The sequence below is a fragment of the Streptomyces monticola genome (genome assembly GCF_042665355.1).
Classification (GTDB): Bacteria; Actinomycetota; Actinomycetes; order Streptomycetales; family Streptomycetaceae; genus Streptomyces; species Streptomyces monticola.
The window spans coordinates 12,267-36,984 of sequence record NZ_JBHTCF010000014.1 but is presented as its reverse complement, the minus strand read 5'-3'; the positions used below and the strand labels follow the sequence as shown (position 1 = coordinate 36,984).

General features: G+C 69.3%; 22 protein-coding genes and 2 pseudogenes. 17 read left to right on the top strand and 7 right to left on the bottom strand.

The genetic code is table 11. The features are described 5' to 3' along the window. The first annotated feature begins 6 nt into the window (after positions 1-6). Complete coding sequence (locus tag ACFQVC_RS28110) at positions 7-1,365, top strand: class II 3-deoxy-7-phosphoheptulonate synthase (RefSeq protein ID WP_381835753.1); 1,359 nt, start codon at positions 7-9, stop codon at positions 1,363-1,365. A 92-nt stretch (positions 1,366-1,457) separates the two neighbouring features. Further along, positions 1,458-3,419, top strand: a complete 1,962-nt coding sequence (locus tag ACFQVC_RS28105) for an anthranilate synthase family protein (RefSeq protein ID WP_381835751.1) — start codon at positions 1,458-1,460, stop codon at positions 3,417-3,419. 60 nt (positions 3,420-3,479) lie between these two features. Here ACFQVC_RS28105 and ACFQVC_RS28100 read toward each other — a convergent pair. Then, positions 3,480-3,638 (bottom strand): annotated as a pseudogene (locus ACFQVC_RS28100) (IS5/IS1182 family transposase); the annotation flags it as partial. Between the two features lie 186 nt (positions 3,639-3,824). On the opposite strand from ACFQVC_RS28100, the gene ACFQVC_RS28095 reads away from it, so the two are divergent. The 10 genes from ACFQVC_RS28095 to ACFQVC_RS28050 all read left to right on the top strand — a co-directional run bounded on the left by ACFQVC_RS28095 (position 3,825) and on the right by ACFQVC_RS28050 (position 11,550). Beyond that, complete coding sequence (locus ACFQVC_RS28095; RefSeq protein ID WP_381835749.1) at positions 3,825-4,424, top strand: acyltransferase; 600 nt, start codon at positions 3,825-3,827, stop codon at positions 4,422-4,424. After that, positions 4,421-5,158: an SGNH/GDSL hydrolase family protein gene (locus ACFQVC_RS28090; RefSeq protein WP_381835747.1), complete on the top strand. Its 738-nt coding sequence runs from the start codon at positions 4,421-4,423 to the stop codon at positions 5,156-5,158. The genes ACFQVC_RS28095 and ACFQVC_RS28090 overlap by 4 nt, the downstream gene beginning before the upstream one ends. Positions 5,159-5,290: 132 nt before the next feature. Beyond that, positions 5,291-5,722, top strand: coding sequence for a DUF6325 family protein (locus ACFQVC_RS28085; protein WP_381835745.1), 432 nt, complete (start codon positions 5,291-5,293; stop codon positions 5,720-5,722). A 76-nt stretch (positions 5,723-5,798) separates the two neighbouring features. Then, positions 5,799-6,068 (top strand): SHOCT domain-containing protein, encoded by a 270-nt coding sequence (locus tag ACFQVC_RS28080; protein ID WP_381835743.1) that lies wholly within the window; start codon positions 5,799-5,801, stop codon positions 6,066-6,068. After that, entirely contained in the window at positions 6,065-6,301 is a 237-nt protein-coding gene (locus ACFQVC_RS28075; protein WP_381835741.1) for an alkyl sulfatase C-terminal domain-containing protein, read from the top strand. Before ACFQVC_RS28080 ends, ACFQVC_RS28075 begins: the two co-directional genes overlap by 4 nt. Then, complete coding sequence (locus ACFQVC_RS28070) at positions 6,264-7,022, top strand: response regulator transcription factor (protein ID WP_381835739.1); 759 nt, start codon at positions 6,264-6,266, stop codon at positions 7,020-7,022. Before ACFQVC_RS28075 ends, ACFQVC_RS28070 begins: the two co-directional genes overlap by 38 nt. Positions 7,023-7,223: 201 nt before the next feature. Next, positions 7,224-7,748, top strand: coding sequence for a DUF1269 domain-containing protein (locus tag ACFQVC_RS28065; protein ID WP_381835737.1), 525 nt, complete (start codon positions 7,224-7,226; stop codon positions 7,746-7,748). 238 nt (positions 7,749-7,986) lie between these two features. Further along, positions 7,987-9,126 carry a non-hydrolyzing UDP-N-acetylglucosamine 2-epimerase gene (gene wecB / locus ACFQVC_RS28060; protein WP_381835735.1) on the top strand — a complete coding sequence of 380 codons (1,140 nt, stop codon included), beginning with the start codon at positions 7,987-7,989 and terminating at the stop codon, positions 9,124-9,126. Between the two features lie 48 nt (positions 9,127-9,174). After that, on the top strand, positions 9,175-10,587 hold the full coding sequence (locus ACFQVC_RS28055; protein WP_381835733.1) for a glycosyltransferase family 2 protein: 1,413 nt from the start codon (positions 9,175-9,177) through the stop codon (positions 10,585-10,587). Between the two features lie 531 nt (positions 10,588-11,118). Further along, positions 11,119-11,550 (top strand): hotdog family protein, encoded by a 432-nt coding sequence (locus ACFQVC_RS28050; RefSeq protein ID WP_381835731.1) that lies wholly within the window; start codon positions 11,119-11,121, stop codon positions 11,548-11,550. Between the two features lie 359 nt (positions 11,551-11,909). On the opposite strand, the gene ACFQVC_RS28045 is transcribed toward ACFQVC_RS28050, so the two are convergent. After that, positions 11,910-12,098 carry a hypothetical protein gene (locus ACFQVC_RS28045; RefSeq protein WP_381835729.1) on the bottom strand — a complete coding sequence of 63 codons (189 nt, stop codon included), beginning with the start codon at positions 12,096-12,098 and terminating at the stop codon, positions 11,910-11,912. A 275-nt stretch (positions 12,099-12,373) separates the two neighbouring features. Between ACFQVC_RS28045 and ACFQVC_RS28040 the strand changes: the two genes are divergently transcribed. From ACFQVC_RS28040 to ACFQVC_RS28020, 5 genes are all read left to right on the top strand, one after another. Then, the gene (locus ACFQVC_RS28040) at positions 12,374-13,519 is read left to right on the top strand and encodes an SDR family oxidoreductase (protein WP_381835727.1); all 1,146 of its coding nucleotides are present in this window, start codon (positions 12,374-12,376) and stop codon (positions 13,517-13,519) included. A gap of 62 nt (positions 13,520-13,581) precedes the next feature. After that, positions 13,582-14,580, top strand: a complete 999-nt coding sequence (locus ACFQVC_RS28035; RefSeq protein ID WP_381835725.1) for a GDSL-type esterase/lipase family protein — start codon at positions 13,582-13,584, stop codon at positions 14,578-14,580. Positions 14,581-14,663: 83 nt separating this feature from the next. Further along, complete coding sequence (locus ACFQVC_RS28030; protein WP_381835723.1) at positions 14,664-15,578, top strand: acyl-ACP desaturase; 915 nt, start codon at positions 14,664-14,666, stop codon at positions 15,576-15,578. Further along, a complete protein-coding gene (locus ACFQVC_RS28025; RefSeq protein ID WP_381835721.1) occupies positions 15,575-16,852 on the top strand; it encodes a beta-ketoacyl-[acyl-carrier-protein] synthase family protein in 1,278 nt (425 codons plus the stop codon). The genes ACFQVC_RS28030 and ACFQVC_RS28025 overlap by 4 nt, the downstream gene beginning before the upstream one ends. Next, positions 16,849-17,820 (top strand): beta-ketoacyl-ACP synthase III, encoded by a 972-nt coding sequence (locus tag ACFQVC_RS28020; RefSeq protein ID WP_381835719.1) that lies wholly within the window; start codon positions 16,849-16,851, stop codon positions 17,818-17,820. Before ACFQVC_RS28025 ends, ACFQVC_RS28020 begins: the two co-directional genes overlap by 4 nt. Positions 17,821-18,798: 978 nt before the next feature. Here ACFQVC_RS28020 and ACFQVC_RS28015 read toward each other — a convergent pair. From ACFQVC_RS28015 to ACFQVC_RS27995, 5 genes and pseudogenes are all read right to left on the bottom strand, one after another. Further along, positions 18,799-19,869, bottom strand: coding sequence for a COG1361 family protein (locus ACFQVC_RS28015; RefSeq protein WP_381835717.1), 1,071 nt, complete (start codon positions 19,867-19,869; stop codon positions 18,799-18,801). 226 nt (positions 19,870-20,095) lie between these two features. Beyond that, positions 20,096-21,475, bottom strand: coding sequence for a hypothetical protein (locus ACFQVC_RS28010; protein ID WP_381835715.1), 1,380 nt, complete (start codon positions 21,473-21,475; stop codon positions 20,096-20,098). 123 nt (positions 21,476-21,598) lie between these two features. Continuing rightward, complete coding sequence (locus ACFQVC_RS28005) at positions 21,599-22,135, bottom strand: SDR family NAD(P)-dependent oxidoreductase (RefSeq protein WP_381835713.1); 537 nt, start codon at positions 22,133-22,135, stop codon at positions 21,599-21,601. A gap of 120 nt (positions 22,136-22,255) precedes the next feature. After that, positions 22,256-23,075 (bottom strand): annotated as a pseudogene (locus ACFQVC_RS28000) (IS5 family transposase). A gap of 531 nt (positions 23,076-23,606) precedes the next feature. Then, positions 23,607-24,680: a hypothetical protein gene (locus ACFQVC_RS27995; protein WP_381835711.1), complete on the bottom strand. Its 1,074-nt coding sequence runs from the start codon at positions 24,678-24,680 to the stop codon at positions 23,607-23,609. Positions 24,681-24,718 lie beyond the last annotated feature (38 nt).

Below are 24,718 nucleotides of genomic sequence, written 5' to 3'. Positions count from 1 at the left end.
ACTGCCATGCACACCGACCACCTCCCCGAAGAGCCCTGGGCCGACCGCCCCGCACTCCAGCAGCCGTCCTGGCCCGACCCGGTCTCTCTGCGGCATGTACGGGACGAACTGGCCGCGAGCCCCCCGCTCGTACTGACTCAAGAATGCGACCAGCTCACCCGACGACTGGCTGCCGCGTGCCGGGGCGAGGCATTTCTCCTCCAGGGCGGCGACTGTGCCGAAACCTTCGCCCAACTGGACGCCTCCGCCATCCACGGCAAGCTCACCACCTTGCTGCAGATGGCCACCGTCCTCAGCTATGGCGCCGCCATGCCGGTGGTGAAGGTCGGACGGCTGGCCGGCCAATATGCCAAACCGCGCTCCAAGCCCACCGAAACCCGTGACGGCGTCACCCTGCCCGCCTACCGCGGAGACGCGGTCAACGCACGGGAGTTCACCACCGACGGACGTATCGCAGACCCGCACAGGCTCTTGCGCACCTACCACGCGTCAGCGGCAACGCTGAACCTGGCACGCTCCTTCCTGGGCAATGGCCTTGCCAACCTGCGCCAGGCCCACCTGCGCAACCGAGGCTTCGCCGCCGGAGCCCCGGAGCACCCCAGGTACGCGGCACTGGCCGGGCAGGTCGAGCAGGCCTTCAGGTTCATGGACGCCTGCGGGGCGACACCACAGCACGCGCAGGCAGCCGAGTTCTTCGTCAGCCACGAGGGCCTGCTCCTGGACTACGAGGCGCCCCTGACCCGTCCGGCCTGCCCAGCGGGACCGCACTACAACACCGGCGGCCACATGCTGTGGCTCGGCGATCGGACCCGCGGCTTGGAGCACGCACACGTGGAGTACTTCTCCTCGATCCGCAATCCCATCGCGGTCAAGCTCGGCCCCACCGCGACGCCCAACGAAGCGCTGGCACTGATCGACAAACTCAACCCCGACCACCAGCCGGGACGGCTCACCTTCATCACCCGCTTCGGGGCCAACCTCGTGCGCGACAAGCTCCCCGACCTGGTGGAGAAGGTCTCCGCCTCCGGCAGTCCCATCGTGTGGGTGTGCGACCCGATGCACGGCAACACCCAGGCGACCACGAACGGGATCAAGACGCGCGACGTCGACGACATCCTGGACGAGGTGACGGGCTTCTTCGAAATCCACCGCGACCTCGGCACCCACCCCGGCGGCATCCATGTCGAACTCACCGGCACGGGCGTCACCGAATGCCTCGGTGGCAGCCGCCCCGTCACCTCCGGCGACCTGACGAGCCGCTACGAATCCGGCTGCGACCCTCGCCTCAACCACTACCAGGCTCTCGACCTGGCCTTCCACATCGCCGACCTCTGCCTGAGGCGTCACCAGCCACAACCGGCGTGAGTACGCCCCTTCCTCCGCCGCTGTGAGTACGCCACTTCCTCACAGCCCCATCTGCCCGACCCACCCCGGCGACTTGTGAAAGGCGATGTGCGATGCCCCCGCCACAGCCCATTCCCGCTGCCCTGATCGAGCACCTGCTCGCCCCCGGTGCCTCTCCTTTCGCGCTCCTGCGCCGCAGCGGGCCCGACGGGGCACCCGGCAGCGCCGTCGAACTCCTCACCGGCACCGTCCAGCAAGTGTCCGCCATCGCCGACATCCCCGTGCCCGACACGACACAGGCTCGGACCGAGGCCGAGGCCGAGGCCGAGATCGGGACCGAGCCGGACACCGAGCAACACGACGTACTCGCTCTGGTTCCGTACCGGCAAATCACTGAACGCGGCTTCGCCTGCCACGACGACCACACGCCCCTGCTAGCCCTCAGCATCACTGGCCAACAGGCCCTGCCCCTCGACGAGTTCCTGTCAGCACTGCCGGATGCGGACGTACCGATGGGAGAACTCACCTTTTCTCCGGACGACGAGACCTACGCCACCGTCGTCAAGCGCGTCCTGGCCGATGAGATCGGCCGCGGCGAAGGCGCCAACTTCGTCATCCGCCGCGACATCACCACCCACCTGCCCCACTACAGCCTGCGCACTGCCCTGGCCCTCTTCCGCCGTCTCCTCGTCGCCGAACGAGGCGCCTACTGGACCTTCCTGGTCCACACCGGCGACCGCACCCTGATCGGCGCCAGCCCCGAGACCCACGTCAGAGTGGCCGCGAACACGGTGACCATGAACCCGATCAGCGGTACCCATCGCTATCCGCCCGGCGGTCCCAGTCGGCAGGCCCTGGAGAGTTTCCTCGCGGACCGGAAGGAGACGGAGGAGCTCTCCATGGTCCTCGACGAGGAACTGAAGATGATGTGCAACATCGCGCACGACCGCATCCGTATCGACGGGCCGTCCCTGAAGGAAATGGCACACCTGGCTCATACCGAATACACCCTCAGCGGTCACACCCGGCGTGATGTCAGGGACGTGCTCAAAGAGACCATGTTCGCCGCCACCGTGACCGGCTCCCCCCTGGAGAACGCCTGCCGGGTCATCCGTCGCTACGAGCCGACCGGACGCGGCTACTACGCCGGGGCGCTCGCCCTCATCGGCCGCGACCCCGCCGGACAGCGCACCTTGGACGCCCCCATCCTCATCCGCACCGCCGACATCGACTCCACCGGCCGCCTCGTCATTCGCGTCGGCGCCACCCTGGTGCGCCATTCCACCCCCGAAGGCGAAGTCGCCGAAACGCACACCAAAGCCGCCGGACTGCTCACCGCCCTACGCTCACGGCGCCCGGCCACCCGCATCCCGGACAGCACACGCCGCCTTGCCCCCGTCCGCGAGATCCAGCAAGCCCTGGCCGGCCGACGCACGGCCCTGTCCCCCTTCTGGCTGGACACCACAACCCACCCGGGCCCTGCCGGTCAGAGTGGGCTGTCCCTGTTGGTCGTGGACGCGGAAGACGCCTTCACCGCCATGCTCACCCACCAACTGGGCGCCTTGGGGCACTCCGTACGCACCATCGCCCACACCGATCCCGACCTGTCCCGCCAAGTAGCCGGCCACAACGGCCCAGTCGTTCTGGGGCCCGGCCCGGGCAATCCCTTGGACAATTCACCCGCCATGACCCGCCTGCACCAAGTGGCCGAGGAACTCCTCGCCGCCCGCCACCCCGTGCTCGGCGTCTGCCTCGGCCACGAGATCCTGGCGCACGCCCTCGGCCTGCCCCTGGTCCGCAGGCCTCTGCCCTACCAAGGGGCCCAGCTGGACATCGACCTGTTCGGCACCCATGAACGCGTCGGCTTCTACAACACGTTCACCGCCCGCGCCGACGACGCCCTCACCGAGAACCTGGCGCGCCACCGCAACACCGAACTGAGCCGCGACCGCACCACCGGAGACGTCCACGCCCTGCGCGGACCAACTGCCGCCGGAGTCCAATTCCACCCCGAGTCGGTTCTCACCCTGGCAGGCACCACCATCCTCGCCCGGCTCCTGGCCGGTATCCGCTGAAGTGTGTTGCGTAAGGCGCCGTGAACTGGCGGGCCAAGGAGGGTAGTGGGCTGGTTCTGTTCATGTGGCGAGGGCGAGGTCATGCATGTGGGCGACGGCGGGAACGGCGTGCTGGAGGCCGTCGCCGCGTTGCCGGCAGTCGCGGAGGATCTTGGAGTTCTTCATCCGGCCGATGACGTGTTCCACGCGGGCGCGTACTTCGCAGTGCCCGGCGTTTTCGTCCCGCATTGCATTTGGCTGTGGGTGCGGCGTGACCGATGCTTTGCCCCTCGTAGGGAGTATTTGGCGCAGTGGCATGCGTGATCCAGTGTGAGTGGGCAGTCTTTATCCATGTGGCCCCGTTTCTATAGCCAGTTCAAGGAGCGGTTGTGTAAGTCGGCTTGCAACGCCGTCCATTATCTGTGGGTGACGGCAGCGAAACTGGGAGGAATCACGGCTTCCCGGCCGGCGCGATTTCGGTTTGCCTACCTGGGGGAAGGGGTGTGCCTCGCCTTCCCGCCGGGCGCCCTCTTCGGCGAGCAGCGCATCGCGATCGGACAGGACACCTTGGTGGGAATCGAGGTCAGTATGTCGGCCGGGCTTGTACCCGGCCAGGATTTGGGGCCCGATCTGATCGTCGAGATCGGCCGGCGGTGCACCATCGGCCGTGGCAGTCCCATCGTGGGCCACCATTCGGTGTGGATCGGGGACGACGTGTTCATCGCCCCCTACGCGTACATCACCGACCAGAACCACTCCTTCGGCGACCCCGGCAGGCCCATTGGCATTCAGCCGCCGGTCAACCACCCGGTGACCATCGGGGACGGTTGCTGGCTGGGCGCCGGAGTGATCGTGCTGCCCGGCACCCAGTTGGGGCGCAACGTCGTGGTCGCGGGTGGTGCGGTTGTCCGGGGCGCAGTGCCCGACCACTGCGTCGTCGCCGGCGTCCCGGCCCGCATCGTCCGCCGATACGTCCCGGGGTGCGGCTGGGAGCCGACGCCCCGTGATCGAAAGGAGACAGCATGAAGAAGCCACCCGAGGGCGACATCCCCATCATGATCGTCGGAGACTCCATCAGCCACGGCAGCAGCGGTGACTGGACCTGGCGCTACTTCTTCTGGAAGCACCTGAAGAAGTGTCAGGTGAGTGTTGACCTCGTCGGACCGAAGGACACCCTGGACAACATCCGTACCGCCCAGGTCGGAGACGATGACGACACCTATGCGGACTCCGGGTTCGACCGGGATCACGACGCGCAGTGGGGCCGTCCCTACCTCACCGAGAAGGAAGAGATCCACGACAAGGTCGCTGAGTACCAGCCTGAGTATCTGCTCGTGCTGCTCGGTATCAATGATCTGTTCTGGTACGGAGTTGAACCGACGCAGTTCACCGCGAACTTGCGTGAGTTCATTGGGAACGCGCGCGCTGCCGCCCCGGAAATCCGCATCATCGTGGGCACTGTGCTGGAGACCCAAAAGGCCTTGGACGAACCCGAATTCGGGGCACTGGTCGATGCCACCAACGCGCAGCTTCGAACGGTGGCGGCCGAAGAGAACGTCGTCGTCGCCGAGACGGCCGCGGAGTTCAGAGCCGCTGAACACACATGGGACGGCACACATCCCAATCCCGATGGAGACTTGCGTATCGCCGCGGCATTCGCGGACGCGCTTTCCCGCTGCTACGCGCTCGGTGAGGCCTATTCACGGCCCTTTCCTGCCCAAGCCGGCGTCGACGTCAAGGCCAAGCGGAGCATCGACTGACACAGGGCCGGGCGGCGCCCGGTCGGGGCCGGCCCGTCGGCAGCAGCCCCTGTTCGTTCCCGGATGCGGGGTGTGAGGGCCCGTGATCGGATTACCCAGTGAGATCCGGTTTCCGGGGTGAGAGGAGCTGTCATGGGCCCGGTGGAGTTCATCGTGCTGGCCTTTCCCGAAGAGCAGCTGAGGCGTGAGGCGGTGGACGCGCTCGCGGGGATCCGCAAGTCCGGGTCCGTGCGGCTGATCGACTCGCTCGTGGTCGCCAAGTCCGACGCCGGAAAGGTCGCCACGGCTGAGCTGGGCGACTTCGAGGAACTCCAGGACGTCGTGACCGGCCATGACGAAGCGAACTTGATCGGCCCGGAGGATGTCGAAGAGGCGGCGGCTGTTCTGAGTCCCGCCTCGTGCGCGCTGCTGCTGCTCGTCGAGCACGTGTGGGCGGCCGAAGCGAGCGAGGCCGTCAGAGAGGCGGGCGGACGCATCGCGGCCTCGGTCCGTATCCCGCCGGAGCGGGTCGAGGAGGCCCGCGCCGTCTATGCCACGGCCCTCGCGGCCGGAGACGGGAGCTGATCCGGCGATGTTCTTGCGTCCCAGACCCGTCCTCCGCCCGGTGGTACGCCCCAGGGGAGCCCCGCTCCTGCGCGGCATGCTGGTCGGCGGCACCGCCTATGCCGCCGGCCGCAGCGCCGCCCGCAACGCACAGCGCGAACAGGATCAGAGCGCGGCCATCCAAGACCTCCAGGCGCAACAAGCCCAGCAGGCGCAGCAGCAGTCCGCACCGCAGCCGCCGGCCGTTCCCACCGCCGTTGGTGTGTCGGTGGCCGATCAGCTCATGCAGCTCGGCCAGCTTGTCCAGCAGGGGCTGCTCAGCCCGGACGAGTTCGCGGCGGCCAAGGCGAAGCTGCTCGGTTCATGACCGGTGGCGAGCGGGCCCAGGCCGACGGTCCGGCCTGGGACGATGAGCGGGACTTCGCCGATGCGGACCGGGGCTTCATCACCCGGCCCGACGCCCTGCTCGGCCGTAGCACCACCCTTGAGGCCGAACTTGCCGCCGGGGCCTTGCACGCCTCGGGCGATCTGCAGGCGCTCACGTTCTTCGGCACACTCCTCGATGAACCAGACACCGCCTTCGCCATCGTCACGCCGTAGCCCCGGCGACCGGCCGGGTCCGCCCACCGACGGCCCGCTCGTCCTGGTGGCGGTCGCCGACGAGCGTGCGCTGCCCGTCATCGGCGGCCTCCTGGAACGTGAGGGCTACCGCGTGCACCGGGCCGCCGACGGGTCCGCGACGCTGCGGGCGCTGCGCGAACTGCGCCCCGACGCCCTGCTGTTGGGGCTGCGGCTGCCCGGCGGTGATGCCTGGAAGCTGCTTGCCCGGGCCCGCGCCATGAGTGACCTGCCGATCATTCTGCTCGACCAGGTGTACGTCGCCGACGCCGCTGCCCGTGCCTACCGCGAGGGGGCCGACGATTACCTCACCTACGCCACGCCCGCCGCTGAGGCCTTGCCCCGGCTCGCCGTTCGGCTGCGCCGCATGGGAACTCCGGCCCGCCAGGCCGCAGTCCTCGATGACGGCTGGCTGACCGTCGACCTCACAGCGCGCATCGTCATGGTCGGTGGCCGGCAGGTTCCGCTCGCTCCGCTGGAGTTTGAGCTGCTGCACGCTTTCGCCCGGCACCCGGGGCAGGTGCTCGGCCACGCCCAGCTGCTGCGGATCGGATGGGACGACGCGGCGGAGGGGGACGTCTCCCGGGTGAAGTACGCGCTGCGCCGACTGCGGCGCAGCATCGAGGCGGCGACCGGCCAGAAGGTGCCCGTGGTCGCGGTGCGTGGGATCGGGTACCGCTATGAGCCGCCCCGGGTGATGTGACGCGCTCTTCGGCCGGACAGACCGGGCCGATGACCTGGACGCTCCGAAAAGGAGCATCCAGGTCGGTGGCCCGCGACCGAAGTCCGGAGCAGCCGCGCGGGCTTCTTGTGGGCCATGGTCCGTATGGGCCGCCCCGGAGGCGTCAGAACCATCAACCGGAATAAATTTGAGCAATCACCCGCCGGTTAGGAGCCGCATCTGATGAGCAATCTGTTCGTCGTCGCCTACAACGACCTCGCCACCGCCAACCAGGTCCGCGACAAGCTGTTCGAGCTCAGCACGGAACACCTCGTCGAGCTGGAGGACGCCGTCGTGGTCGAGCGCCGCGACGACGGCAAGATCAAGCTCCACCAGGCCGTGAACCACACCACCACCGGTGCCGCGGGAGGTGCCTTGTGGGGCGGCCTGATCGGCATGCTCTTCTTCGTGCCGTTCCTCGGTGCCGCCGTGGGAGCGGCGGCAGGCGCGGCCGGGGGAGCGGCCACCGACACCGGCGTCAACGACCAGTTCATGAAGGACCTGGCGCAGAATCTGCGTCCGGGTGCCGCCGCCCTGTTCGTCCTGGTCAAGCAGGCGGCGGGCGACAAGGTCATCCCCCAGCTGGCCACGTACGGCGGCCAGCTGGTGCAGACCTCCTTGAGCCAGGAGGACGAGGACCACCTGCGGGAGGCCGCCAAGGCGGCGCGGGCCCGAGCGGGGCAGGAGGCTCCTCAGCCCGCGGCCTAGCCGCGCCCGACCTGGAGGGAACCTTCGCCTCCGGCGGCCTTTACCGGCCGTCCGGGGGCGATCCTTCGTGCGGCAGACCTGGCTCCGTTCGGGACTTTCGACCGGGGTCTTCGGCCCTCCGGGGGCGGATTGACCGGCTTGCCCCCGTGCCGGTCACCGTTGCGCCACCGAACGCCCACCCTGCCTCCGCACCATGCAGTACGGCACTCCACGGTGATCAGAGAAGGCAGGTCCACGCATGGCTCAGCTCCTCCCGGCGGCTCCGCGCTCCGTCGCTGTTGTCCTCGGCACCCGTCCCGAGCTGGTGAAGCTTGCTCCGCTGCTGCGCGTTCTCGGCCCGGCCGCCCGGGTGGTGCACACCGGGCAGCACTGGGACGAGGAACTGTCCGGGCGGATCATGGCCGAACTCGGACTGCCCCGCGCAGATGTGCTCGACGGGATCGGCGGCCGACCGCGTGCCGTCCAGGTGAGCCGAGCTCTGGAGCAGTTGGACGCCCGGTTCGCCGCCGACCGGCCGGCCGCCGTCGTGGTGCAGGGCGACACCAACGCCACCCTGTCCGGTGCGCTCGCCGCCAACGCCCGCCGGCTGCCGCTCGTGCATGTCGAAGCGGGACTGCGCAGCCACGACCGGGCCATGCCCGAGGAACACAACCGGGTCCTCGTCGACCGGCTGTCCGACGTGCTCTGTGCGGCCACCGACGCCAACCGGGCCGAGCTGCTCGCCGAGGGGCACGAGCCCTCCCGGATCGCCGTCACCGGGAACACGGTCGTCGATGCCGTACGAGACCAACTCCCGTCGCGGCGGACACGTTCGGCGATCCTGGCCGAGCACGGTGTGCGCCCCGACAGTTATGTGCTGGCCACCGTGCACCGGCCCGAGAACACCGACGATCCTGACGCCCTGCGCGCCATTCTCACGGCGCTGCAGAGCCTCACCGCCGCGGGCACTCCGGTCCTGCTGCCGCTGCACCCGCGCACCCTCAAGGCCGTCTGGCGACTCGGCCTGCGCCGGTTGCTGCACGGCCTGACGGTCGTCCCGCCGTTGGGCTACGGGGAGTTCCTTGCCCTCGCCCGGCACGCCGCGCTGCTGGTATCGGACTCGGGTGGGATGCAGGAGGAGTGCACCGCGCTGGCCCGGCCGCTGCTGGTGGTACGCCGTTCCACCGAGCGCCCGGAGGCCATCGATGCGGGCTTCTGTGCCCTGGTACGACCCGGTGCCGAGCTGGCCGAGACGGCGCATGCCTGGCTCGCCGACGCCCCGGCCCGTCGTTCCCGGCTGGCCACGGTTCCCTCTCCGTATGGGGACGGTCGCGCCGCCGAGCGCATCGCGGGACTCATCGCCGAACTGGCCGCCACCAAGGCGCTCTTGGTGGCATAGGGAGCAACCAGTGCCATCCAGGTAAGGCACGGACGGAAGGGAGAGAGTATGGACGGTGTCGTGCTCGGAGACCGGCTCAACGACGCACTGCTTCTGCTGGTACTTGTCTGCTTCGCGTACTCGGCTCTGGTCCTGTCCCGCTTCTTCGTCTACTGGCTTGCGGTATCCCGTGCCTACCACCGGCGACAGCCCGATCCCTCGGGAGACCAGGCGGCGTACGACTGGCACGTCTTCGTGCCCTGTCGTGACGAGGAGGCGGTGGTGCATGACACCCTGGACGCACTGCGCACCGGCTTCCCCGCCTGCCACGTGTGGCTGATCGACGACGCCAGCGAGGACCGCACCCTGGCGCTCGCTGAGCGGTACGCCCACGCGGATGACCGCGTCCATCTTGTCGCGCGGCAGCTTCCCCGGGCGCGCATCGGCAAGGGCGCGGCGCTCAACTCGGCCTATCAGCAGCTGAGTTCATGGCTACCGGTGTCGGCGGACCGTTCACGGGTCGTGGTGGCCGTGGTGGACGCCGACGGGCGGCTCGCGGGCGGCGCATTGGCTCACGTTGCCGGAGCTCTCGCCGACCCCGCCGTCGGAGCGGCACAGATCGGTGTGCGCATGCGCAACGCCGACGATCCCCGGCCTCGGCCCGACCGCGGTCGACTCGGCAACGCCTGGGCCCGTCTCCTGGTCCGGACGCAGGACGTGGAGTTCTCGGTGAACAATGCCGGCATGCAGCTGCTGCGCCGCCGCACCGGCAGTGTGGGACTCGGCGGCAACGGTCAGTTCGTCCGGCTGACCGCGCTCGACTCGCTCGCCGGCACGCAGCTGCGTCCCTGGTCGCAGCGGGCCCTCCTGGAGGATTACGAGTCCGGGCTCGAACTCCTGCTGAACGGCTGGCAGGTGACGCACCTCCACGACACCTACGTGACTCAGGAGGCAACCGCCTCGGCGCGCCGCTTCCTCGCCCAGCGCACACGCTGGGCCCAGGGGAACCTGCACTGCCTGAGCTACACGGGCCGCGTGGTGCGCTCCACGCGCCTGCCTTGGTTGGGTAAGGCGGAGATCCTCTACACCTTTCTCCAGCCCGTGGCCGCCGTCACCCTGACGGTCACCACGCCCCTGTGCCTACTGATCCCGTTGCTCACCCATGACGCGCCGGACAACGCTCTGTACACGCGCACCATGGATGGCCTCGCAGACCACATGACCCTGCTGTTACTCGTCCCGGTCGTGTTCGGGGTGCTGCCGTTGATGGCCTGGGGCCTGCGCTATCGCCGCGACCGCTGTCCCGGCCGTGGCCTGCTGGCCGGCCTCGTGTGGGGCCTGGCCATGTGGCTGTACGCGTATCACCTGTTCGTGGTGTCCACGCGAGGCGCGGTCCGTATCGTCCTGGGTCGGGAAGGCTGGGCCAAGACGCGGCGGAACGCCGAAGCGATCGGGGTGGGGCCGGTGGCCAAGGAGGTCTGAGAACAGCCGAGGTGACGTGGTGGACGGTGGTGCCCACCCCGGCCCGGCCTTCTCGCAGCCGGTGCCGCGGACCCTGTCTCCAGCCGTCAAGCCAACAGGCCGGCCGTCGCAGTGTCGGATTGGAGCGTGGCCAGCACCTTGCATATGGGCCTTCCGCCGCCGACAGCGGAAGGCCCTGTCCCTGTATAGGTACTCACCGGTCGCCACAGAAGCGGAAGATTATATTCCGCCACCGTAGGAGTGCGGAATGGCCGGTTTGCACCTCATGGGCATCCGGATCCCGGCCGTCCGCGCCGCACGCCGGGCGGGGCGCCCGCCGTCGACGGCCGTCATGGTCTCGCCGACGGTGGCCGCCACATCAAGGTCGCCATCCGAGAGAAACATTGCGAAGGCTCGCGAGAAGAGGAGGACGGCCGTTCTTCCGAAGGGTGAGAACTCGGTGCTCGCGGCGGTGAAAGAAGGAATTACTTTAGGGGGCGACACCAGCAAAAAATAGTGCGCACTATGTTTCCCTGATGATCAAATATTGGCATGGCTCACAGTGATTATTTCGTCCACAGCGCCCCCCTGCGGTGGTCAGACCGCGGAGCCCACGGAGGCATCGATGACATCGCGCAGATCGGGCTGGTCAGGGAGGCCGTGCTCGCGTTCCTCGAGCCGCGGCCGGATGTGTTTCCCTATGGCGTCACGTTCGTGCGGCACGATGTGGAGTTTCATCGTGAACTCGGCCATCGCCGAGAGCCATTGCCCATCGAGATCTGGGTGGACCGCATCCGCGATCGTTCCTTCCGATTGCAGAGCAGAGCACGTGCGGGCGGCGCTGCGGTGCTGAGTGCCAAGTCAGTGATCGTCGCACGCGAGGTCGCGCCTGACAGGCGCGTGCTGTCCCGTCCTCTCAACGCGGCCGAACGTGAGTACCTGCAGGGATTCGAGATTCCGAAACTGCGGCGTCGACCGAGCTGAAACGCCCTCCGGAGACCGGTCCCGGCCACGCTTGTCGACCTGAGAGTCCGAGAGCACCTCAGATCGGCCACGGGACCGGCGGACGACACGGCGTGACCGCCCAGTCCGCCGAGAACGAGCGGCGCAGAGGCGCAGCCTGACTGAGCCAACACCTCTGTGCAGTTCCCCGACGACCTTCCCAGGCGTTCGCGGGCCCGCGCTGATCAGGGGCCCGACGGCGCCATCCATGGCCGTAACGGTGTGTTACGGCCATGGAACGGTGTTCGCGTGCCATCGAGTGGCTTCGCCGACTGCCGAACCAAGGCGCGGCGCCGGGGCCGGGTCTGCCGCGGGTCGGGGCCGCTGAGCATCGCCCTGACTCACTCTCCCTGGGGCCACTCCAGCCGTCGCAGAGTCAGCCGGGCCTGGTCGGCCCACTGCGCCAAGTCTTCCTCGTTTTCGGCCCAGTATCCGTGCTCGTCGGCGAGGAGGGCTCCGTGTGCGGGGAGCGCCGCCTTCGGCCGGCCTTGCGTCCGGCCGAAGGCGGCGGGGCCTTGTTGTACGCCCATGGTCGTCACTTCGTCTCAGGGGGGGGCGGCGTCACAACCAACATGTCATGACGCGGAGTTAGGTGCATTCTGCACGGCATTGCATCGGCCAGGTGCTGTCCGGGGACACGCGCGTAAACCGGCTGAGCAGCACACATGGACAAGATCCGCACCTCGGACTACAGCCGGTGACCGCGCATTGGCGGCTCGGTTTTTGGCGCACAAACCTGGTAGGCGACGCCTGGGGGAGCCGAGGCAGAGCCTGGGGGGAGCAGAGGAAGAAACGAGGTACAGCCATGCACATCGCGCTCGCCGGAGGATCCAGCTTTCTCGGTCTTCGGCTCGCCGCGGAGTTCCTGACCCGTGGCCACCGAGTGACCCTCCTCGCCACCTGTGACCCCGCCACGGTCCGAGTACGCCTGTTGCGGCGCCTGATACTCCTCGGCTACCCGCGTGAAGCGGTCACGGCCGACGGAGAACGGCTCGACGCCGCCTATGTCGACCCCGAAGCCCCGCACTTGGGCGTCGGCCGCCTCGCGTGGGAAGCACTAGCGGAGCGATTCGACGCGCTGTGGCACTGCCCAGCGGCCCCGGACCCCTCGCAGTCCTGCGACTTCGCGGGGGGAGTGCCCGCCAAGGGTGCCCGCGCTCTGTTGCCACTGGCCGGGCATGGGTACCGGGAGACCGTCTTCCACCAGGTCAGCACGGTTCTCGCGCACGGCGCCCAGCCGCCGGGCACCGTGCCGGAGAGCGGCGCCTTCACCGCGCAGGGGCCCTGCCGAAATCCCTATGAGAAAGCGCACGCCGACGCCGACCGGTATGTCAGCATCGTCGCCGCGCAAACCGGGATTCCCGCAGTGGTGCACCGCACCGGGCTGCTGATCACGGATCTCGCGCACCACCCGGAACTTCCCCGCCACCTCCTGGCCCAGGTCGCGGCGGTCGCCGGACAGCTCTTCGCGACCGCCGAACGCGAGTACCACCTGACGCTCGCGCTCCCCGGAGACCCGGAAGGCAGCCTCAACCTGCTGCCAGTTGTCAGCGCCGCGCGCGCGATGGCTGAGATGGGAGAGCGCACACACGAGCAAGGGGCCCGCATCGTGCACGTCGTCAACGGCCGCAGCACCCCGGTGTCGCGTGTGCTGCACGCCTTCGAACGGCTCTTTCCCGTACGGCTCTTGCTGCGCCCGCCCGGGGCCGCGTATTTCCCCGTCGATGTCCGCGGGCTGCCTGGCGGCCTGCACGGAGTCCTGCCCTACCTGCGTCAGCGCCACTCATACGAGACCAGCGCGCTGCGTGACTTCGCAGTGGCCCTGAACTCGCCCGCGGTGTCGGTGGACTACCTCGTGCGCGGGATGAAAGGCGTCCACGTCCCCACCAGGCCACCCGTGGATTCGCCGGCATGGACGGGCGCCGCAAGCCCTCCGGCGCTCACCCGCTGAGTCCAGCCGTCGTCTCACTCGTCACTTCAGCACCCAACACCCCCAGATGCTCCGGAGGTTCCATGAATGCGCACGTGCCCGCACCCGGCGCCCGCCCCCGCCACGCCCCTCGTGCCACCGATGCCCTGCACCTGACGGGCCGGGCGCGCAAGACGTTGCGCAAGGCACTGATCAGGGCCTACGCGACGGCCGTACTGACGAGCCCTCCGTCTGCGGACCGCTCGCATGTCCCGCTGTGCGAGCGCCGGTACGGTGACGCAACGGGAAGCCCTGTGCCGCTCGCCTTGCTCGGCGACTCCCTGTCCCTGTCGGTCGGTGCCGGCAGCGGCAACAAGGCCGTGGGCGCGATCCTCGCCGAACGACTGGCCGCCGAGGCCGGGGTCCCCGTCGAGCTGACCACCGTGGCGCGCTTCGGGGCGACAGCGGGCGGACTCGCCACCCAGGTGTCCCGCCTGGTCGGGCGCAGCTACCCCGGGGTCGCCGTCATGTGCGTCGGAGGAAACGACGTGATGGTCCCGGGACGCATGCGCACCTCGGCCCGCCGCCTGCGCTACGCGGTTCTCGCGCTGCGGGAGGCCGGCTGGTCGGTGATCGTCCTCACCTGTCCGGAGATTCGGGCGCAGCCCGCGCTGCGCTCCTGGGTCAGGCCGATCGCCGGCTGGCGCAGCAGGCGTCTGGCCACCTTGCAGACCAAAGCCGCGCTCCGCGCGGGAGCGCACACGGTCTCCCTGTTCGACCGCCAGGTCCTGCGCGGCAAGCGCGGCGAGGGGATGGTGTCGTCCGACTCCTTCCACCCCTCGGCGAAGTGCTACAGCTACTTCCTCGAGCGCGTCGCTCCCCTCGCGCTCGCCGCCTACGCAGAACGCACCGGCCATCTGGAGGCGCGCGGCGGCCGCGAGGTGACGCTGCGGGATGCGGCCCGTGCCTCCGTGCTGGTGCCGGGACTGCAGTGCACGCCCGGGCGGCCCGGATACGCGTTCACCCGCGCGCTGCACCAGGAAGGAGCCGACCTGGCTGCTGAGTCGGTGGAGCAGAGCACGCCGGGCCGAAGAGCCGGCTAGCCGCACAGCCGACCGTCCGGCCCTGCCGTGCCCGCCCCTTGGGCGCCGGCACCAACGTGGGGGAGACAAGGAGAGCACCCTTCATGCGCGCAGTCGACCTGCTCACCGAACTCGAGCCCGTCGTCGCCCAGAACCTCGACCGTCACCTGCGGGTGGCCCAGGAGTGGATGCCGCACGGCTACATCCCGTGGGAGCAGGGCCGCAGCTACACCGAACGCCCGTGGGAGCCGGAGCAGTCGCCCTTCGCCCCGGAAGTCCGGGCGGCCCTGGAGATCAACCTGCTGACCGAGGACAACCTGCCCAGCTACCACCACGAGATCGCCGTGCGGTTCGGCCGCGAGGGGGCGTGGGGTACCTGGGTGCACCGGTGGACCGCGGAAGAGGGGCGGCACGCCATGGCCATCCGCGACTACCTCCTGGTCACTCGCGGCGTCGACCCCGACGACCTGGAACGCCAGCGCATGGCCACCATGGCCACGGGCTACGACGCCGGGGACAAGACGGTGGCGCGCAGCATCGCGTATGTCACTCTGCAGGAACTGGCCACCCGCGTCTCACACCGCAACACCGGCCACAAGACGGTGGATCCGCGGGCCGAGGCGCTGCTGGCCCGGGTGGCGACGGACGAGAACCTGCATATGGTCTTCTACCGGAGCCTGGTCTCCGCCGCACTGGAGATCGACCCCTCCGCCATGGTCAAGGCCATCTGCCACGAAGCGGCCGCCTTCCAGATGCCCGGCACGGTCATCCCCGGCTATCGCCGCAAGGCCATCGCGATCGCCCGCTCCGGGATCTACAACCTCGGCGTGCACCTCGACGACGTGCTGCAACCGCTGCTGCGGCACTGGAAGTTCTTCGACCTCACCGGCCTCGACGGCGAGGCCGAGCGCAGCCGCGAGGCCCTGGCCGACGGCATGGAACGGCTTCGGACCGACGCCGACCGGCAGGCCACCCGGTTCGCCGAACACGCACAGCGCCAGCAGGTGGGAGCACGATGACCACGACACACCGGCCAACTCCCGTCCCTGTCACGGGTATTGGTGCCATCACTTCCCTGGGCCTGGGTGCGGAGGCCACCTGGCAGGCCGTGCTGGCCGGCACCTCCGGGGTGCGGCAGCTGAACGACCCCTGGGCCACGGACCTGCCCGTACGCATCGGGGCCCCTGTCACCGCCGAGCTGCCGCTGGAACGCAAAGAGGCCCGGCACATGGACCGGTGCAGCCAGTTCGGTGTGGTCGCCGGACGTGAGGCGTGGCAGGACGCGGGCTTCGAGGGCGCGGCCGGCACAGAGAGCTGTGCGCTCGACCCGCGTCGGGTGGCCGCCGTGGTGGGCGTCGGAGTCGGCGGACTCGACACGACCCTTGACCAGTACAACGTCCTCAGTGGCAAGGGCGCCCGCGCTATCAGCCCCTACTCGGTGACCATGCTCATTCCCAGTGGCCCGGCCGGTCACGTCGGCCTGGACATCGGCGCACGCGGCGGTGTGCACACCGTGGTCAGCGCCTGCGCATCTGGCTCCGAGGCGGTGCTGCGCGGCGCGCAGCTCATCCACGCCGGAGACGCCGACGTGGTGCTCGTCGTGGGCACCGAGGCCGCGATGGTGCCGCTGACGATCGCGGGCTTCGCCGCGATGCGCGCCCTGTCCACCCGCAACGAAGACCCGACCGCAGCCTCCCGTCCCTTCGACGCGGAGCGCGACGGATTCGTCCTTGGCGAAGGCGGTGCCGCACTCGTCCTGGAACACCCCGACCACGCCCGGGCCAGAGGCGCGCAACCCCGTGCCCACTTCCTGGCGGGCATCACCACATCGGACAGTCACCACGTGGCCCAACCCGCCCCCGAAGCCCGCGAAGCGGCCCGAGCCATCAGCCTCTCCTTGCACCGCGCCGGAGTGGACCGCGACGACGTGACCCACGTCAACGCGCACGCCACCGGCACCCCGGCAGGCGACCTTGCAGAGGCGCGCGCCTACCGCGACAGCCTCCAGGCCTCAGCCGACCGGGTGGCGGTCTCGGCGACCAAGTCGATCACGGGGCATCTGCTGGGTGCCGCCGGAGCATTGGAGGCGCTCCTGACCGTGCGGGCCTTGCAGGAGCGCACCGCCCCGGCGACCTTGAACGTCGACACGCTCGACGACGGCGTCGAACTCGACGTCGTCCGCGATCGGCCACGCCCTTTGCCTCCGGGGCCGAGCGCGGCTGTCAGTTCGTCGTTCGGCTTCGGCGGGCACAACGTCGCCCTCGTCTTCGGCGCCGAACAGGAGACCGGATGAACCACTCCGCCGTCCTGGCCGGACTCGGCACCTGCATGCCCGGCGCGGTGATAACGAACGCAGAGTTGGAGCGCCGCCTCGACACCAGCGACGACTGGATCGTCGCACGCACCGGAATCCGCGAACGCCGTATCGCCAGAGGCGGCACCACCGTGCTCGACTTGGCCCGCGAGGCCGGCCGCTGCGCTCTGGCCTCAGCGGGCGAGGAAGACGTGCAAGCGGTGGTCCTGGCCACGACCACCCCGTATCGGCCCTGCCCGGCCATGGCCCCCGAACTGGCAGCTCAGCTCGGCCTGCCGGGCGTCGCCGCGTACGACATCTCGGCCGTGTGCAGCGGCGCCCTGTACGGCATCGCCAATGCCGCCGGACTCATCGCGGCGGGAGTCGCCGAACGGGTACTGCTCGTCTGCGCCGAGACGTACTCGACCATCCTCGACCCCGATGACCGCGCCACCGCCGTCATCTTCGGCGACGGAGCCGGCGCGGCCGTGCTGAGGCGCGGCGATCCGTCCGAAAAGGGCGCGATACTCGCCCTGGACCTGGGCAGCGACGGCCGGCAGGCCGAACTCATCGCGCGCGACCCGGACACGGGCCACTTCCGCATGGACGGCTCCGCCGTCTACCGCATGGCCGCCCGCACCTTCTGCGCGACGGCCCGCCAGGTCCTCGCGAAGACCGGCTGGAGCGTCGACGACGTCCACGCCTACGTGCCTCATCAGGCCAACCAGCGCATCACCGACGCCGTCGTGAAGGAGCTGGGCCTGACGCCTCAGGCGGCCGTGTCGAACATCGACAAGGTCGGCAACACGTCGGCGGCCTCCATCCTCCTCGCCCTGGCCGACGGCAGCCGCGCCGGCCGGCCCGCCGCCGGTCACCGCACCCTGCTCGCCGCGATGGGCGGCGGCCTGACGTGGGGGTCGGCGACGCTGGTATGGCCACAGCTGGACGCGCTGTCCGTCGAGCTGTGACCACTGGACACGGTGTGCCCGCACTCCTTCCGCGAGGAGGGTGCGGCCAACCCGGCCCTGCAACGATCCGACGCACAGTGCCGCACATCCCGAAGCTGTCCGTCGCCCGGGCCAGTCGCCGGCTTCGAGGAGCGGGACTCCGACAGCCTGCGTACCCGCCTCATTGGCGGTCCACAGCCTGGTCGGCGCAAGGAGAGTCCGGCTCGGCGGCGCAGGCGGCGAGCGGCCCGGCGCAGCTTGACGAACGGCGCCAGTGGCCGTGGGACGGACGACCGGGGCCGCCCCCTTCGCGTGAGGGGCGGCCGCCCGCGTCCGCGTGCGGGGAACGTCCTGCGGTGGGCAGTCCAGAAGGCCGCCGAGGAGGGGTACGTGCTGCGATGCGGCACTTGACGGAGGGCGCACGTCCCGCGCCCGCTGCCACCTCGGCGCCGGGCCCGGCCTCGACGGCCAGCCTCCATGTGTTCGGGGCATGTTCGAGCCTGAGGAGTGCGTTTCTTGGTCAGAGAGTGAGCGCCACGGCCACCATGACCACTCCGATGGCGAATGACAGCATCAGCGCCCTGAGGAACGTGGTGTTCAGCGCCAAGGGCCGTGTTCGCTCACGGCCGGCGCCCAGGTGACGGTCTGCGTAGTCGTGGTGGGGACGGTCCAGCCAGTAGGCGCCCGATAACTCTGCCCGACCACCCTCGGATTCCGCCTGAGACTCCATGCCAGGACCAACGTTTCCTCATCGCGTCGGGAACGCTCCGGAAGCCTCCGTCATCTGTTCGAGATCCGGGTGGAGAAACGGGCCCCGGTATGGGGCGTGAGTAGTTGAGGTAAGGAAGCCCCGGTCAAGCATCCGCCGAGGTGGGGCGGAGCCGGCGCCGTGCGCTCGAGTACCACTGCCACAAGCGCTGAGCAGAGCCATCGGGCAGCTGATACCAGTCAAGACAACGGTCTGTCCCACGATGTCGCACTCCCGCATCCACCTCAACATCATCCGAGTCGGCGACAGTTGGCGTGCTCGCGCGCGGCACACGGCGCCCGCAGCCGTGGCCCGGGCCTGTGACCGGTGGCAGGATCGCGGGCTCGGGCAGCTGGCGCGTGGTCACTCTTGGCCACCTGCTCCTGAGCGGGAGGCGGGAGTTCGTTGGTGCCGACGTTGGCGAAGTTGTCGATGACCGAGGGATCGTGGGTGGATGCCTGGCCGGGCTTGGACTCGGAGGCGATCGCCGGGGACCACACCATGCAGCTTGGCCCGCCTTCGGTGGCGGTCGTCTCGAAGGTGTAGGTCTGTTCGCGCCCTGCCTCGAGCGACCGGGTGCGGTCGCATTCCACGACCTGCGGGATCAGTGGGTCGGCTTCATCCAGCAGGAGTCGGCAGCCGTGCGGGAGACGCTTGTCGGTGAAGTTGACGTAGAAGGGGGTGGCGTAGACGAAGCGGACTGGATCGACGGTGTCGTCCGGGCCCTGGTTGCCGATGGTGAACGACTGCTCGGCCGCTTCGCCGGGGGCGATGGCGGAGGTGGTGAAGGCCAGGTGGACGTTGGCCCGGTGGCCGGTGATGGTGGGGGGCGCGCTGCGGCGGATGGCGGCGTCGGGGACGTTGTAGTTGTCGCTGAAGTTCGCCTCCTGGTCCGCAGTCACATCCGGAGAGACGATTGCCGCCCCGTAGGTGGAACCGAGGAGGTTGGTGCGGGCCGCGGTCAGGGTGAAGGTAACGGCGAACTTCTTGCCCGGGCCCAGCCCCTTGGGAACCGCGCACTCGGTGATCTCCGAGACCAGCGGGTCCGGTTTGTGCAGCTTTCGCTTGCACCCCTTGGGCACGGACGCGAAGTTGAAGTACGTGGGCGTGACGTACACCAGCCTGCCGGGCTTCGTGGTGGCCTTCTGGCCGTGGTTGGTGACCGTGAACGTCTGCTTGTCCGTGCCCTGCGGGGCGACCGCCAGGTTCGTCACGTCCAGTGCCAAGTCCACCTCGGCTCCAGGCTCCTTGGACGGTGTGGGCTCGACGCTCTGCGCGGCTCCCATGGCTGAGGCGGCCATCAGGACAGCCAGAGCGGACACACTGAGATTCTTGTACGTACGCGGTTTCACGATGCGGCTCCGATCGCAGGGGAAATCCCGGTCAGTGACGATGAGTAGTCCATCAGGGCCCTGCGTGCGCATCGCGACGTGACGGTACAAAACACCCGAAGGCCCGGTGGTACACCTGCGAGTGCGCTCCCTCTCGGAGAACCGGCCGAGCCGATCCGGTGCCGTACAAGCCGGGGGACGGGCGGGAGTGCGCTGTTCAGTCGGTCCGGTAGCCCGTTCGTTGCTCGACCAGTACCGACTTGACGGCTAGTTGGTCGAAGTAGGGGTGGAAGGCGCGACGCAACCGGGCTCTGGCGCTGTCCACGTCGGTGGACAGCAGGCCGTCGGCGGTCTTGAAGAACGCGCGCCAACTCTCGCACGCTTCCTCCACGTGCCCGTGCCGTACCAGCAGCTCGGCGCGGAGCGCGTGGGTGAGTGTGTGACCGCGACGGTCGTCCGGGGACCGGTGCCGGCTGGAGGCTTCCAATGCCTCGGTGGCCCCGGTGAGGTCTCCGAGCCTGTGCAGCGCCTGTGCCCGCTGGAACTCCCGTGCCGCCTGCGGGTATGTGGCGAAGGGTCCTTCGAGCGTGCGGGATTTCGTTGCGGCCTGTTCTGCTGCGGCCAGGGCTGTCAGTACCTGGCGGCGGTTGTGGCCGGACGCGGCCCGGGCGACGGCGATTTGAGCGTGGATGAAGGAGCGCACGGCTGTCGGGGCCTTCGCGGGCAGAGCGGAGCAGGCGTTCTCCGCGTGGTTCAGGGCGGTGTGCCGATGCCCGAGTGCCAGTGCCTGACTGCTCAGTCCCCGCAGGATGACGGCCCATGCCGTGTGGTTCTCGGCTTCGTTGGCCAGACGTAGGGCCGTGGCGTAGTAGCGCTGGGCCGCGCCGTGGAGGCCTGCGTCGCTGTAAAGGCGCGCCGCGATGTACGTCAAGTGCGCGGCCTCGGTGAGGAGTTCAACCCGGATCTGTTCGTCGGCCGGTCTGGTGAGCCAGGGCACCACGTCGTCGGCGAGGAAGACGGTGAGGGCGGTGCGGGCATGCCCGCCACCGTGCCGGTCAAGGCCGGCTGCGAACGAGCGGACCGCCGCTTTGAGGGTGGTGACTTCCGTGCGCCCCGCTCGCGGCAGCGCGGAGCGAGATCCGCTTCCGGCCGGTCGCCTTCCGGCCGGTCGCCGGGACGGTGCGCGCCAGTGGGGTAGCGCGTGAGCGTCGGGCTGGTAGGGAGACTGCTGCAGGACCGCTCGCTGTACGGCATCGGAGGCGATGCCGGTCAAGTCGGCGAGGTGGGTGACGGCGCTCGCGTCCTTGCGTGGGGTGACGCCGGATGTCTCTTCCCGGTCGGAGCCGGGGAACCCCGCTGCGGGCACGGTGACGGTTCGGCCGAGCCGCCGGGAGAACACCTCGGCGATCAACTGGGGCGCCGGAGAGCGCGGTTGCGTACCCGCCAACCAGTGGGCGACCGACGACCGGTCGTAGACCAGCGTCAGCGCGATCTCCTGTGCGGCCCTGTTGACCGCTTGTGCCAGGTTCTCGAAGGTCCATTCGGCCTCGGCCAGCAGGGCCCTCAGCCGGTCGTTGGGAATGCGGTTGCCGCTCACCTGTCTCCTTCACCCACGGACCCGGCGCGTTCCGTCGGTTCGGGCGACGCCTGCGGTGGTCACTGCGGGTAGGACTCTTCCCCGGTCGGTCCGCGCATACGGGGGCGCGTGAAGCACGCGGGCTCAGCTGCGTGCTTCCGGTGTTTCCGCGCGTCCGCCGTCGAGGCCCGTCAGGTCGGGAGGGAGCATGCCGGGCGCGAGGCCGGCGGGGCGTGGGACGCCCGGATGGCGGTAGAGGAACGGCGGCTTGCCCGACTGGATCCCCCAGATCGCGCCCGGGCCGCCGGCCGTCAGCTGATGGATCACCACATCGGCCACCGTGCCCGGCTCCAGGAGCGGGAACCCTGCTTCTTGAAGCCGTCCGCGCATCGGCCGCAGCAACGGTGTGTCGGTGAAGGCCGGGCACACGGCCCCCGCCGTGATGTTCTCCTCGGCCCACGTCGGGGCCAGGGAGCGGACCAGGCCGACGACCGCGGCTCGGGTCATCGTGTAGAGGGGGAAGGCGCGGAACCCGGTCAGGGCGGCCAGCGAGGATCCTGCGACGATCGAGCCGCCGCCCGCCCGCCGCAACGCCGGCAGCGAGGCCCGGAAGCCGTACACCACCGCGTCGATGTTCACCGCGGTCAAGGCGTGGTAGTCGTCGAGATAGAACTGCCTCAACCCGGCCTCCCGGGCTCACGAGTTGGCTTCGCGACCCTCGTGCTGCACCACAGGCCCCGTCTTCATGCACGGCACGGCCAGATTCACCCGCCCTCACGCCCGTTTTCGATCACATCGCGCTCATGAACGATAGGGAGACAGCTTCTTATAGCAGGTCAGAGCTGCGGCCAGGCCGACGAAGGCGAGGAAGTGACTGCCCTTTCGTTCGTATCGGACGGTCAGCCGGCGGAAGCCGAAGAGCCAGGCGATGGACCGTTCGATCTTCCAGCGGTGGCGGCCGAGCCGCTCGCTGGACTCGATGCCGGGGCGTGCGATGCGTGGGACCAGGCCCCGGCCGCGGAGTCAGGCGAGATGGTCGGCGGAGAAGTGCGCCTTGTCCGCACGGATCTTGACTGGTCGCCGTCGGCGTGGACCACGCCGCGAACGGATGGCAGGTAGCGCCAGGATGAGCGGCTTGAACACCTGGCTGTCATGCAGGTTCGCGCCGGACACGGCGACCGTCAGCGGGATGCCCTGGGCCTCGGACAACACGTGCAGCTTGCTGCCCTGCTTGCCGTGATCGACCGGGCTCGGCCCGGTCCGCGGGCCCCCTTTTTTTCGCCCGGACGGAGGCCGCGTCAACGATCGCCGAGGTCCAGTCCACCTCGCCCCGGGCCTCGAGTTCGTTCAGCACCGCCCGCTGTAGCCGCCGCCACAAGCCGGCCTCGGTTTATACCGTGAAGCGGCGATGCACGGTGGCGGGCGACGTGCCGAATGGCGGCGGCAGATGCCGCCAGGCACATCCACTGGTCAGTACATACACCACCGCCGTGAACACGGTCCGCTCGTCGGACGGAGCGGTCCCACCACCTTGCGGACGAGCACCGAACGACGGCAGCAACGGTACGACCACTTCCCAGAGTTCATCAGGAACCGGGCGCTTCAACAGATCAGCACCCACGACCGGCATCATTCCGCTGTGCCGAGGTTCAGTAGTTGTCACCGGCCTAACCGGATGACGTGGCGAGCGGGCTCAGTCGCAGCTGTCCGGTTGGCACAAGCGAGGCAAGCAGCCTGTCACACCCTCATGCGGAAACATTCATGGCACCGGCTACGGAGGGTGCGTGACAGGCTCGATGGCTCCCGATGGGCGCTCACTCGGTACCCAAGCGACGCAGGACCGCCCTGGCCGGCAGGGTGGGCGCCGCGCTCATCGCCGCCCTGCTGTTCACGCCCGCCGCCGACGGTGCGCCCCGCTCGGCCGACGCGTGCCGCACGTCGGAAACCCGCCTCCCGCGCGGTGACTGCGGACCGTTCTGGCAGGTCGTGGCCGAGGACTTCAACGGCGACCGGGTGCCGCTGGGAGCGTTCAGCGACTGCGACCACGCCCCCGACACGCAGGCCGCGTACTGCGGTGGCCTCAGCGGGAAGTACCGCGACAACTGGTGGGCGTATCCCACGGGGTGGCGCGATACGGCCAACGACCGTGACCTCATTGGATCAGGTCGGTGTGCGGATGCTCGGGGGAGGTCGGACAGACGTAGAGCTGCAGGTTGTCGGCGCTGCCCACTTCGACCGCAGTCGGCTGCGAGGGGTCCTGGCCAGCGTAATGGGCGGCGTAGGCGGCGTCCTGGTCTTCGTACGGCGCCCAGTTGCGTCCCTCATCACCGTCCCATTCGAAGGAGCCGATGGTCAGCAGCGGGACCATCTGAGCGTCGCAGACAGCGCAGTACCGGCGGTATGGGTCGGTGCGGCCCCAGGGCGGCCAGCCCCCGGCCTTCCAGCCCGGAGCGTCAGCCAGATGGACGTCATAAAAGTCAGCCGGATCGTCCGCGTACGAGCTGTCCACGCCCACGCCGGCTGCCTGCCACCGGCTCCAGTCACCCACCGCCAGCCGCATCTCCGGGCTCAAATCAAGGCTGTTGGGGTACTCGGTGATCTCTTCTGGCGCCAGCAGACACGGCTCCGGCACATAGCCCGGGTAGTTCGCCTCATACGGTTGTGGTGGTGTGACAAGGACATCGGCGACCGAGGCGGCAGACCGCCAGAACAGCGCAGTCGCGGGCTTGTACTCCGGATCGTGGTCATAGGGACACCAGAGGACCTGGAGCAGATCGGCCTGGCCGGGCGGCCGCAACAGGGGTACGTCACGCAGATACAGCTGGGCCACGGGCAGCATGGGGACTGGGCACTCCGCGGGCCACGGAGGGCTGGCGTCGAGTCGTTCCGCGAGCCTCGCTGCGCTCCGTTCCTTGATCGCCTCCTCCTCGGGCGCTAGCCCGGAACCACCGGAATCAGGGTGCCGCCGGGCCCGCATGCGTCGCTTATGCCGCACAATGGCCGGCGACTGGCGGAACCCACTGTCACGGTGCAGGTGCGAGCTTTCGCAGTGTGGCCACGGCTCCTCGGCCGGCCACAGCAACGGCCCCCCGACCGAGCTCTCCTTGACCGAAGGCGACCCCGGGCGGGGATGCAGCCGCATCGCAGGACGCGCCAACGAAGCCAGCTCAGGAAAGACCGCGGTCACATCTACAGGCCGCGGCGGAGTCGTACGCACAAAGACCATGCCGGTGATCCTGCCACCAGCCACCGACAGCCCCCTGC